The sequence below is a fragment of the Aquirufa sp. TARAVU-A1A genome (assembly GCF_054558675.1).
On record NZ_JBPXKP010000006.1, the window covers coordinates 44,144 to 57,001 of the forward strand.

7 protein-coding genes are annotated in these 12,858 nt (G+C 41.4%); 4 read left to right on the forward strand and 3 right to left on the reverse strand.

The annotated features are described in order from the left end of the window. The first annotated feature begins 24 nt into the window (after positions 1-24). Complete coding sequence (locus V7S75_RS09215) at positions 25-3,510, forward strand: VCBS repeat-containing protein (protein WP_459513322.1); 3,486 nt, start codon at positions 25-27, stop codon at positions 3,508-3,510. Here V7S75_RS09215 and V7S75_RS09220 read toward each other — a convergent pair. From V7S75_RS09220 to porW, 3 genes are read right to left on the reverse strand one after another with little or no spacing between them, the layout of a single operon-like run. Next, entirely contained in the window at positions 3,499-4,974 is a 1,476-nt protein-coding gene (locus V7S75_RS09220) for an FG-GAP repeat domain-containing protein (protein ID WP_459513323.1), read from the reverse strand. The genes V7S75_RS09215 and V7S75_RS09220 overlap by 12 nt on opposite strands. Positions 4,975-4,982: 8 nt before the next feature. Next, positions 4,983-7,280: a penicillin-binding protein 1A gene (locus V7S75_RS09225; protein ID WP_459513325.1), complete on the reverse strand. Its 2,298-nt coding sequence runs from the start codon at positions 7,278-7,280 to the stop codon at positions 4,983-4,985. A 2-nt stretch (positions 7,281-7,282) separates the two neighbouring features. Then, positions 7,283-9,370, reverse strand: coding sequence for a type IX secretion system periplasmic lipoprotein PorW/SprE (gene porW, locus V7S75_RS09230; protein WP_459513326.1), 2,088 nt, complete (start codon positions 9,368-9,370; stop codon positions 7,283-7,285). A 92-nt stretch (positions 9,371-9,462) separates the two neighbouring features. Between porW and V7S75_RS09235 the strand changes: the two genes are divergently transcribed. The 3 genes from V7S75_RS09235 to rodA all read left to right on the forward strand — a co-directional run bounded on the left by V7S75_RS09235 (position 9,463) and on the right by rodA (position 12,857). Beyond that, positions 9,463-9,648, forward strand: coding sequence for an AtpZ/AtpI family protein (locus tag V7S75_RS09235; RefSeq protein ID WP_459513328.1), 186 nt, complete (start codon positions 9,463-9,465; stop codon positions 9,646-9,648). 93 nt (positions 9,649-9,741) lie between these two features. Continuing rightward, complete coding sequence (locus V7S75_RS09240) at positions 9,742-11,568, forward strand: penicillin-binding transpeptidase domain-containing protein (RefSeq protein ID WP_459513329.1); 1,827 nt, start codon at positions 9,742-9,744, stop codon at positions 11,566-11,568. A gap of 17 nt (positions 11,569-11,585) precedes the next feature. Beyond that, entirely contained in the window at positions 11,586-12,857 is a 1,272-nt protein-coding gene (rodA, locus tag V7S75_RS09245) for a rod shape-determining protein RodA (protein WP_459513330.1), read from the forward strand. The last annotated feature ends 1 nt before the right edge of the window (position 12,858 follow it).

A 12,858-nucleotide genomic window follows, 5' to 3' on the forward strand; every position in this document is an offset into this window, starting at 1 on the left:
AGTAGTTCAAAGTTTAAGATCAATATGTACAAGCGTTTTCTATCTGCCTTCATTATTTTATGCCTTTTTGCTGCCTGCAAGAACAAAACTACTTTTGAACAACTTTCCGGTGATGATACCGGTATTCATTTTTCAAATACGATCGCTGAAAACGATACCCTGAATATTTTGAAGTATGAATACCTATACAATGGAAGTGGGGTAGGTATGGGTGATTTTAATCAAGACGGCTTACTCGATTTGTTCTTTTCTGGCAGCCAATCCAATGGTACTTTATACCTCAATAAAGGCCAAATGAAGTTCGAAGATATTTCGAAATCCGCGGGAATCGATACGAAGAATCGTTGGTGCTCTGGCGTATCGGTTGTCGATATCAACGGCGATGGCTTGTTGGACATCTACGTTTCTGCCACCATGAAAATGTCGATTCACGATCGTGAAAATATGCTTTTCGTCAACCAAGGCGTTAAAAATGGCATGCCTTCCTTTAAAGAAATGGGTGCAGAGTATGGTGTGAATGACGCGGGGCATAGCGAACATACTGCTTTCTTTGATTATGATCGAGACGGCGATTTGGATATGTATGTGCTGACGGATGTGATCGATCAATTCCCATCTTTATACCGTGCCAAAGTTACGGATGGATCTTATCCAAATACAGACCGACTATACCGCAATGATTGGTCTAAAGAAAAAGGACATCCCGTGTATACGAATGTTTCAAAAGAAGCAGGAATTACGATTGAGGGTTATGGTTTAGGGATCAACATTTGCGATATCAACCAAGATAATTGGCCAGATATTTATATTACGAATGATTATGTTTCAGATGATATTTTATACATCAATAACCATGATGGCACTTTTACCGACCAAGCTAAAACCTATTTTAAGCATACGAGCTTAAGCGCCATGGGGAATGACGTAGCCGACATCAACAATGACGGCTTGCAAGATATTGTAGCCCTCGACATGTTACCTAAAGATAATGAGCGAAAGAAGCAATTAGCTCCACCTAATAGCTATCAAGCATATCAGAATTCAGATTTGTACGGATATACGTATCAATACATGCGAAATACACTACAAATTAATGCCGGGAAAAACGACGCAGGTCAGGCGTTACCATTTCAAGAAGTTAGTCTTTTGGCGGGTGTTTCCGAAACGGAGTGGAGTTGGTGTCCTTCTTTGGCAGATTTCGATAATGATGGATACCGCGATTTATTAATTACCAATGGTTTTCCGCGCGATGTCACGGATCGAGATTTTATGTCTTATCGGGCAGATGCGCAGCAGTTAGCCTCCGATGCCGTTTTACTCGAGCAAATGCCTGTCATCAAGGTCAAAAATTATGCCTTCAAAAATAAAGGTGGATTAAAATTCGAAGATGTTAGTTCGGCTTGGGGGATTACCGTTCCTTCATTCTCTAATGGTGCCGCCTACGGCGACTTGGATAATGATGGTGACCTCGATTATGTCGTGAATAATATCAATGATGAAGCTTTTGTCTATAAAAATAACACGATGGAAGAAACGCCTGAAAAGGGTCGGTATTTGCGTGTAGGTTTTGAAGGAAAAGGATTGAATAAAAGTGGACTAGGGGCACGAATCGAAGGTGTTTTTGTGGATGGGACTCATTTCTATTATGAGAATAACCCTTATCGGGGTTATTTGTCAAGTGTTGAACCTGTTGCGCACATCGGGCTTGGCGCCAAACAGAAAATTAAAGAGTTACGGATTATTTGGCCAAATGATTCTATGCAAGTCATTACGAATCCAGGGAATAACCAATTTATTAAGGCCTCCATCGCAAAAGCTAATTTGCCATACCAATCTTTGTTTTCCCAAGATCCAAGCTTGTTTAGTGATGTAAGTGATCGCGTTCAATTGACCGACATTCACAAGGAAATGGATTTTATCGATTTTAATTTCCAAAGTACAACGCCACACAAAATGTCCCAATTAGGACCTGGGGCATCGGTCGGTGATGTTAACGGCGATGGTCGGGAAGATTTATTTGTAGGCGGGTCCAAATTTTATTCGGGGATATTCTATCTCCAACAAGCAAATGGGACCTTTACGCGTAAATATTTAGAGGGTGCGTATGATGCGCCTAAGAAATTAGGGGAGGACCTTGGAAGCTTATTAGTGGATATGGATCAAGATGGAGATTTAGACCTTTATGTCGCGCGCGGAGGAACTGAGGAGAAAATTGGTTCAAATAGTTCTCAGGATGTCATCTACATGAACGATGGAAAAGGCAATTTTAGTTTACAATTGACGGCCTTGCCTGTATTCACAGAAAGTAATTCTGCCGTTCGTGCGGCTGATGTAGACCGTGATGGGGATTTAGATTTATTTGTCAGCGGTCGGAATGTACCATTTCAATATCCGAAAGGGACTGTATCACGCTTGTTGCGGAATGATTCAAAGCCCGGAGCTATCCATTTCGTTGACGTGACGAAATCATTGGCACCTGAACTATTACAAGAAGCAATGCTTTGTGATGCGGTTTGGACGGATTACAATCAAGACGGTTGGCAAGATTTAGTGGTGGCTGGGGAGTTTATGCCTATTCAAATTTTTCAAAACACAAAAGGGCATTTGAAGAAGTTGACAGATACAGGTTTGGAGCAGGCAACAGGTTTATGGGGTTCGATTATTTCGGCCGATTTTGACCAAGATGGCGACATGGATTTTGTGGCGGGAAATATGGGTAAAAACACCCTACTTCGTGCGAATGCGAAACAACCTGTGGAGGTATTGCATGGGGATTTAGATGGCAATGGTGTTTATGATGTATTCCCTTTTGTCTATTTCCAAAATGCTGAAGGAACACCTATATCTGCTCCCTTATTTGGGAAAGACGATACACATAAACAAATGAATTCAACGCGTCCTCGTTTCGTTTATTACAAGGATTTTGGTAAGGTAACGCAAGAAACCTTTTTGAATGATTCTGAAAAGAAAAAAGCAAAGAAATTAGCAATGACCGAGAATGCCTCTGTGTATATCGAGAATAAGGGTGCTGGCAAGTTCGAATTACATGAATTACCTATGATGGCACAGGTTTCAGCCATGAATGGAATGCAAGTCTTGGATGTTAATCAAGATGGATATTTGGACATTGTGTATATAGGTAACAATTATGGAAATGAAGTCGCCATGGGGCGCTATGATGCCTCCAATGGAGGTGTTTTACTCGGTGGTCCTAAAGGATTTCAATACGTAGTAAACTCAGGTATATTAGTTCCTGGGGATGCCAAAGCATTAGTTGGTATTCAAATTGGTAATGATTTAGCCTTTGTAGCTTTACAAAATAGAGGATCCATGAAGGTTTTTAAACCCAAAGGGTCTTATGTGAAGACTGCTATTAAATCAGGATCCGATTATACCTATAGTTTAAAAGGACATAAACAAAAGATTGCGTGGACTTTTGGCTCATCATATTTGAGCCAAAGCAGTCAGTCTCAAGCATTCATTCCAGCGGGAGCCAAATTAATTCAATAGATTTTTGATGTAATGCATTTGAAGGCCAGGAGGTATTTTATCTCCTGGTTTTCTTTTGCCAAATTGATAATTTCCCAAAAGAATATCCAAATCTCCATCCTTGTCCACATCGCCAGCATCCATCACAATGTAATGCGCTCCTTCAGGAACACCTAGGTTACTAACTTTGAAAGTCATGTTTCCCGTATTTTGGAAATAAAGAAATCCTTCATTTTTACCTTTGTCATTTTCCGCAAAAAAGGCAATCATTGCCAAGTCTAGATCGCCATCTTGATCAAAGTCGCGTGCGACAGTTTTGGAAGCGCCATAAGCTGGGAAAAAGTACGATTCTTTGAAATTATTCCGACCATCATTTAAGTAAATGTGAACACCATGAAACGCTTTTTTTGAGAATGAATAATCAGCATTATCTCCATTTGAAACGATGATATCAGCATGCCCGTCCTTGTTCATGTCGGCGATTTCCATGTAACTACTACCAAATACGGCATCGAATTGCAGGAGCGGTTTTTCAATAAACAAGCCTTTTCCCTTATTGATAAACAGCGAGACGCCTTCTCGAGCTTGTGCCGTTAATACTATGAGATCGGGTTTGCCTTCTCCCGTAAAATCACGAATGACAACATTGCGTGCTCCTGCTTGTATTTTCAAGGGATGAATATTTTTATTCTTTCCGTCTACCCAAATTAATTGGCCTTGTTCAAAACCATATTCACAAAGCACATAATCCTGTACACCATCTTCGTTTAAATCGGCCACTTGTAAATCCACCGGACGCTTGAGTGAATCCAGAATTACCTGTGCTTGATTGCCTCTTAATTCGTGTAGGGTTCCTAGCTTTTGATCATTGGGATACATTTTTCCAATGCCAGTGAGGAAGGTGCGGGCGCCAACAAACTGAGTCGAGACGTTTGCGCTTCGGGTCGCAATTTGTTTGCCCGCTTTTAAGTTTTTATCTAAAATAACAGTCTGATGCGTTCGCATACCTACCCAAACTTCAGGTTTTGAGGGGTGTATTTTAATGGAGGTGACACCTGCTATGAGATCATTTGGGGTAATGTATTCAGCGACCTCAAAATGAAAAGGTTCGACTGAAATAAGTTCTTTTTTCTTCTGAGGAATAGCTTTTGCTGGTGCATTGCGTGTATAATAATTAACAATGGACTGCCATTCTTCCTGCGTGATGCTTGGAGTTTCGGGGTAGGTATTCAACTGCATCGCGCTCTGAAATTGCTCCTCCGAAATGCGTGTCATTAATTCAAAGCGGTTCCCTAATCCCAAACGATAGGACATCTCAGGTAAAACCCCTGTCTCCCAGGTTTTTTTATCTAATAGACTTGGGTCAGGAAATTTATGGCATGAACCACAGGTTTTCTTAGCAATTGCTTCTTCCTTTTCCTCTTGGGTTTGTTGGCAACTGATTAAAAGTATACTAAGTAGGCAAATGTATAAATAGGCTTTCATCTCAAATATTAAGGAGCTATGACGGCTGTAGAGTCAACGGCCACTCTGCCATTGCAACTGAAGTCGAAGGCAAAGTTCTCTGGTTTGATGAAGGGCATTTTTCGATAACCTTCAATCGCCAGGGACTGATCTGCGTAGACTTTTTCCATGAATTTAGCGTAGGCAGGCATGGCCATTTTGGCTCCTTGTCCTAAAGCCAAACTGCGGAAGTGAATGCTTCGGTCGTCACCACCTACCCATACACCAGCAACCAATTTTTGGGTAACCCCCATGAACCAGCCATCCGAGTAGTTTGATGTGGTTCCCGTTTTGGCACCGATTTCATTTCCTGCGACAATGGAAGTTCGTTTCAAACCTTCCGCGGTTCCACCTGGTTCTTGTACGGCACCTTGCAACATGTAGGTCATCAAATATGCCGTTTCCGGCTTGATTGCTGCCTTCACCGGGGGAGAGTATTCTCGCAATACATTTCCCACTTTGTCGGTAATTCGCAATACTAAAATAGGATCAATTTTTTCCCCACCATTGGCCAAAGTACTATATCCCGAAACTTGCTCGAAAAGCGACACTTCCGACGCGCCCAAACATAATGAGGGAACCTCATGCAGAGGACTTTCAATCCCGCATTTATGGGCAAATTCCGCAATCTTGTCGGGGCCTAATTGTTTCATCAATTTCGCCGAAATGGAGTTGATGGATAATCCCATTGCCCTACGCATTTTCATGTTTTGATAGCTGTATTTGCCGTCCGAGTTTTGCGGTGTCCACGTTCCGCCACTCAAACCATCTTCCTCTCCAAATGTCACAGGCTCATCCACCAATTCATCGCAAGGTGTCACGATTTCATTTTCAATAGCCGCGCCATAAACGAAAGGTTTGAAGGTCGAACCGGGCTGGCGTTTACTCTGCGAAATATGGTCGAATTTAAAGTATTTGTAATTAATTCCTCCAATCCAAGCTTTCACGTGGCCATTCATCGGATCCATCGCCATCATTCCGCAATTCAAAATGCGTTTATAATAGTTTAGCGAATCCATCGGACTCAAGGTCGTATCCTTGTCGCCATCCCAAGTGAATACTGTCATTTTGATCGGGCGTCTTAATTCTTCCCAAACTTTAAACTCATCGTTATTATAAGCGCTCATCAAATCTCGATAGCGTTGCGTACGCCTCATGGCATCTTTCAAGAAACCTTTAATCTCTTTCATTTCCTCATTGACCCAAGGATTTCTTCCTCGCCAATGATCATAAAAAAGCTTCTGCTCCGCGCGCATATGCTCTTTGACAGATTCCTCTGCATATTTTTGCATCCGAGAATCTATACTCGTGTAAATGCGCAATCCACTTGTGTAGAGATTTAATTGTTGGTCTTCTGGCCGATCTTGATTCAATTCTTTGATCGCCGCTAATACTTGTTGGCGTATTGCTTCTCTGAAATAGGGAGCTGCCCCGGTGTTTTGATTCTCCACGCGATAATGTAAGTTCAGGTCTTCCGCTTGAAGTTTGGGCAAATCCTCTTCTGTGATGAATTCGTATTTGGCTAATTGGCCTAAAACAACATTCCGACGTTCCAGCGTGCGCTCGGGCCGAACACGCGGATCATACAAGGAAGGGTTTTGAAGTAAACCAATCAGCGTTGCTGCTTCCGTTAAGCTTACATCTTTAAGGTCTTTTTGGAAATAGGTCCGACAAGCAACTTGAATTCCGTAGGCATTGTTACCAAAACTCACTTCGTTCAAATACATCGCCATGATTTCTTGTTTCGTATAGCGACGTTCCAAGCGGATGGCTAAAATCCATTCTTTTACTTTGGCAACAACCGTTCGCACACCATCGATTTTCATCAATAATCCCATATACACCGGATCATCTTCGCCAAATTCCATCGAACGCGTATGAAATAGGTTTTTCGCCAATTGCTGAGAAATGGTACTTCCCCCGCCAGAAGTTCCTAAGGTAAATACCACGCGAAACATGGAACGAATATCAATCCCGGAGTGTGCTGTAAATCGGGCATCCTCCGTTGAAATAAGCGTATGAACGATGTTATCTGGCAATTCCTCAAACTCCAAGGGATTGCGGTTTTCACGGAAATATTTCCCTATTTCCTGACCATCCTCTGAAATAATAAGCGATGCGACCTGGCTTTTTGGATTTTCTAATTCATATAGACTTGGCATCCCCCCAAACAACCAGAGGAAATTGAAGTTGACAGCGACGATTAATAAGATGATTCCTAGCGTGGACCCTATAAAGAATCGATACAAGAATCGAATGATTTTTTCGTATTTCCCAGTTTCAAACATACTTATTTATTTTTAGGGATGGCTTTGATTCGTGCTTCTGCTTCCGGTTTTAATGGACTTAACGGGAATAGCTGAACAAATTGTTTTAATGTTTTTTCGTAGTCAAGCGTGTTTTTCAAGCCGGCTTGGCATAAAGCACTTAAAAATACGATTTTATCTTCCGATTTACTACCGGGAAAATTGATGCGCATTTGTTGGCAAGCGAATAATGCCTCTGAAAATCCATTGGACTTGAATAAGAGATAGGCTGCTTCATAAGCTTTTTCTGCTTGTTGCTCTTTGCTGTCAGTTAGTGCTCCCGTCTCTAATTTGAGAATGGTCAACTTATAAATCGAATCAGGGAAGCGGTCAAATAGTTGTGTCCGAAAATTGGATTTCGCTTGTTTGTTTTCGGCACTTAGGTAGCTCAAATAAAGCGCTTCCGCCTCATAACTCGTGTAAGGGAATTCCGTCAAAAGTCGTTTCAGTGGAACACGAGCTAGGGCATTGTCTTCCATTTGAGTTTTTCCATATTTCCCCAGTTCGAATAAGGCTTGCTCTTTGATTTTATTGGATGCAAGCAGCTTTGAATCTGTCGTAGGAAGAGTATTTAACCAAATTTCCATAGAGTCTGCACGCATCTGCCTGTCCTCTATTTTACTTCCTTCTATAATTCCAATTGCCTGATTTGTGTTTTGAATCAATGGGGCACTTTGTTTGTTTTTTCGATTCCAATAATCTTCCAAATTTCGAATACCCCATTTCATACTGAATTCTTGTTCGCCCTTAATACGCGCCTGTTCATTATAAAAATAGAAGCTTTGTTGGTCTGGGCTGGGAGGCCTTCGAGTAAATGTTGCCAAGGTTTTTTGTGGTTGTGCTTGACGTTTCTGTAGGGAATCACTTTGTTTGTTCTTGTTTATTTGCGACTGCTTATAAAGTGCTTTAAGGTCTCCTAAAGGCATTTTTGCCAAGTGTTGCAGGGAGTCTTCTTGTTGGATTATATTCGCTAATTCAACATATTTATTCCAATCTTTTTTTAGTTTTTGAGCCTTTGAAAAGGACGGATGAGTATTTGATAAACTAATTGCAGCGGAGTCAAAATATGCTGATGCCTTGGGATAGTCTTTGATTTGATACGCAAACAAATTGGCTAATTGAAAATACAATTCTCCTTTGTTGGGATTATTTTGCGTCGCTTTTTCCCAGGCATTTTTAGCCTGTTTTAAATCTTTTTGTTCCATGTAAATTCGACCCATGGCAACATATATTTCCGATTTCTGATCTTCATTTTTGGGGTCAGCCAACATTTTTTCCAGGGCGGGAATGGATTGGTCTAGCGATTTATAGGCAATATTAGCGCGAAGTGTCAATTCGTAATTTGACTTTTGTCGCATACTTGTTTGATAAGCCTCTTTGGCCTGCGCGCGCTGATTGATTCGTTCATTGAGTTGCCCTAAAATAAAATACAAGCGACTGCGATCTGATCTATTTTTAACTTTGCCTGCAATTTGATTTAAGGAATTAATGCTCGCATTGATTTCACCTTTTTGTTGGTGTTCATAAGCCTTTGCCAAGTAATAATCTGTCTCAATTAATTCATTTTCGATTAAAAAAGTCTCCGCCTTTTCAGCAGATTCGAAATCGTTTTGAATTAAATATAGTTGATACAATAAGGTTAGGGCTCTTTTTTGTGTTTGAATATCGGGCTCTAACGTGTTAATGTATTTTAGCGTCTCGACCGCATTTTTAAAGTCTTTTTGCAGGATACGGCCTTCCGCAATGAGTAGGTAAGCATCGTCTACATAGGCAGAGTTTTGATGCCGGTCGATGACCAAAGAGGCCTTCCGAATTAAATTACCTATTTCTAATTTATGTGCGATACCAAAAGCAGAATCCACAGGAGCAATGATGGGTAATTCGCTCGCGTAGTTTTCTGTGCGTTCGTCGGCTAATTGCTTGTGTAAGGTGATCAGTAGTCGGTCAGCCTGCCATATGGCATTGTATTTGGCATTGATATTATGGAAGGTTACGGCAGCAGGTTTGCTGCTGTGCTGAGAACAGCTCCAGGTAACTAATAATACCAAAACAAAGGCAAGAATCCGAATCATGAAATGTGACGCATACAATTTTCAAATTTACAATATATATAAATGAAAAAGCCATAAATTTAGTGTGTGGTCGAAGGATTATTTTTAAAAATATGCAATCATATCAGCGATTTATTGGAGCAGCATTTCAAATGTTGGTGACAATTTTGGGAGGGGTCTATCTAGGTCGCTATTTAGATGCCTATTTCCACACGCATACACCTTGGTTTACGCTGGGATTTTCGTTGGGATCCATTGCATTTGCAATGCTTGCGTTGATCAAAAGTCTCCCCAAATAATTCGCAAAATATTCCGTAAATTGCTGTTATTTTTTACGTTAAACTCGCATTAGCGTGTTCGAAGGTCGCCGATTAATTTTATTTCTTGTTTTTGTGAGCATTGGACTGGTGTTCATCGGGAAGCTGTTTTATCTGCAATTGCTCGATGATACCTATGAAAAGGCGGCGGATAATAATGCAATTCGAAAAATCATCCAAGTTCCTTTTCGAGGTGAAGTCTACGACCGCCATGGCAAATTGATCGTTTATAATACGCCTGTTTATGATGTGTATATAACGCCTCGCAAGGCGGTGGTGCAAGACACGAACCGATTTTGTAAGCTATTTGGTGTAACAAGAGGCTATTTTGATACGGTGACGAAACAAGCACGCGCTTATTCTCGCGTGAAGCCTTCTCTGTTTTTAAAGCATTTGACCAAAGAGGACTTTGCTCGAATTCAAGATGCCATGGTCGATTACCCGGGCTTTTCGATTACAACAACAGCTTTTAGGACCTATCAGTCCATCGCGTTTTCGAATGCCTTGGGATATGTTGCGGAGATCAATCCGAATTCACTCAAAGATCAGCGGGATGATTATTACCGACAAGGGGATTATGTAGGTATTTCAGGTATTGAGTCCTATTATGAAGATGTTTTACGTGGCCAAAGGGGGGTAAAATACCGCATGGTGAATAGCAATGGGGTTGAAAAAGGAGATTACAAAAAAGGAAAACTGGATGTTAATCCGGTTGCCGGGAAAAACCTCTACACGAGTATCGATATACGATTACAAGAGTATGCGGATAGCCTGATGATGCACAAGGTGGGAAGTGTGGTTGCGATTGAACCTTCTACAGGTGAGATTTTAACGATGGTTTCGGCACCATCCTATGACCCTAGTTTGTTAGCAGGACGGAATTTCTCTAAGTATTACCAGAAATTAGCGTTAGATCCATTGAAGCCTTTGATTAATCGGCCGCCATCTGCATATTACCGCCCGGGTTCTACGTTTAAGTTGGTGCAAGCATTAGTAGGCCAACAATTAGGTATCATTTCAGCGGGTTCTGTTTTCGGTCATGCGGGAGCTCCCGTTAAATGTCACTCGCACAATACGTCGCACAACGATTTACATAATGCGATTCAGTGGTCTTGTAACCCCTATTTTTATCATGCATTTCGAAAGATTTTGTATGATGGCACTACGGGGAATACCTTTGAGCGGTCTGCACAAGGCTTGCAGCGCTGGTCGGAACTAGTGGCAAATTTCGGTTTTGGTCGGAAATTAGGCGTAGATGTCAGTAATGAGAAAAAGGGGAATTTACCTACAGTGGATTACTACAACAAGGTTTACAAAGGAGAAAATACCTGGAAGTTTTCGAATATCTACTCTTTGAGTATTGGGGAAGGTGAATTGGTGGTAAGTCCTTTGAAGATGGCGAATTTTGCTGCGATCATTGCGAATCGGGGTTGGTACATTCCGCCGCATTTAGTGAAAGGCGTAGGGGAGAAGCGAACAATCGATCCATTTTATAAGAATCCGGTTTCCGTAGGCGTAGATGCCAAATATTTCCCAGTGGTTATTCAAGGGATGCAGGATGCGGTTTTGCATGGCACGGTGGGAGCTGATGGTCGGATTCCGGATATTACGATGTGCGGAAAAACAGGGACATCACAGAATAAAAAAGGGAAAGATCATTCAATTTTTATTGCTTTTGCCCCGAAAGATAATCCCAAAATTGCCATAGCGGTGTTTGTAGAAAATGCTGGTTTTGGTGGATTTGCCGCAGCACCGATTGCTTCTTTGATCATTGAAAAATATTTAAAAGGACGCGTGGACCGTAAGGCGGTGGAGACCAAGTTTATGAACATGAGTTATTTGGCAAATGTGACGTATAATCGTCCTGTCAAAAAAGTCACAAGTGATAGTTTACGAAAATGAGCCAATCATCCGGATATATGGCAAGTCGTTTAGACTGGTGGAGCGTAGGTTTGTATGCGCTTTTTGTCCTTCTGGGATGGATGAGTATCTATTCTGCGGTATATAATCCGGAGGCTCCTTTGGGAATATTTGATGCGGCTTTTTATACCTCAAATGCCGGGAAACAGTTGATTTGGATTGGGGCGAGTATGGTCTTGATCATGTTTATTTTTGCGCTTGATTTTCGTTTTTTTGAGTCTTTTGCTCCGGTCATCTATGGTTTTTTCTTGCTGTTGTTGATTCTCGTGCCCTTTCTTGGGGTGACGATTAATGGATCACACTCCTGGTTTAAAATAGGGACAGCAACCATTCAGCCGGCAGAATTTGCTAAAACGGCGACTGCCTTATTGCTAGCCAAATACTTAAATGATCCGCAAGTGAGTTTGTCGCGTTTTCGCGATCAATGGAAAGCGGCCTTGATTATCGGGGTTCCTATTTTGTTGATCATTGCTTCCAATGAAACAGGGTCAGCACTAGTTTATGTTTCATTTATTATTTTACTCTATCGCGAAGGTTTGCCTGGTGAATATCCAGGGTTATTGCTCGGTGGAATCTTCTTGTTTGTCAGTGCCCTTATCTTAAAACCCCTTACCATTTTTATTTTGTTGGTCGTGATGGCCGGGATTTTGGTCTTGCTTATGCCTATTTATTTGCAACGCATGTACCAAACTTATGTAAAAATGGCTTTGGGAATTTCCGTGATTATGTCACTGGCCATGTTGGTGGAATGGGTTGTAAATAATGTGTTGAAGGAACACCAACGGAATCGGATTAAAGTTTTGTTAGATCCTGATTTTGATCCACGGGGCTTGGGGTATCAAGTAACTCAGTCGAAAATTGCAATTGGTTCTGGTGGATTTTGGGGGAAAGGTTATTTAGGAGGTACGCAGACCAAATTTGATTTTGTACCCGAGCAGAGTACGGATTTTATCTTTTGCACCATTGGGGAAGAGTTTGGATTCATCGGAGTAGCTGGGATTATTATTTTATTTATGGTCTTTTTGTGGCGTTTGATGTATTTGGCTGATTTGCAGCGTTCCCGCTTTGCCAGAGCCTATGGATTTGGTGTTGTGGGAATTTTATTCTTTCACTTTTTGGTGAATATTGGAATGACGATCGGTTTGATGCCTATCATGGGAATTCCCTTGCCCTTTTTTAGTTATGGAGGCTCATCTTTATGGTCCTTTACGATATTACTGTTTATCTTTTTAAAACTAGACTCTCACCGGTCGGATATGCTTTCTCGCTAGT

Excerpts from the sequence above, each read along its gene's own strand:
- V7S75_RS09215 (WP_459513322.1), top strand. The coding sequence starts at position 25 with ATGTACAAGCGTTTTCTATCTGCCTTCATTATTTTATGCCTTTTTGCT.
- V7S75_RS09220 (WP_459513323.1), bottom strand. The coding sequence starts at position 4,974 with ATGAAAGCCTATTTATACATTTGCCTACTTAGTATACTTTTAATCAGT.
- V7S75_RS09225 (WP_459513325.1), bottom strand. The coding sequence starts at position 7,280 with ATGTTTGAAACTGGGAAATACGAAAAAATCATTCGATTCTTGTATCGA.
- porW (WP_459513326.1), bottom strand. The coding sequence starts at position 9,370 with ATGATTCGGATTCTTGCCTTTGTTTTGGTATTATTAGTTACCTGGAGC.
- V7S75_RS09235 (WP_459513328.1), top strand. The coding sequence starts at position 9,463 with ATGCAATCATATCAGCGATTTATTGGAGCAGCATTTCAAATGTTGGTG.
- rodA (WP_459513330.1), top strand. The coding sequence starts at position 11,586 with ATGGCAAGTCGTTTAGACTGGTGGAGCGTAGGTTTGTATGCGCTTTTT.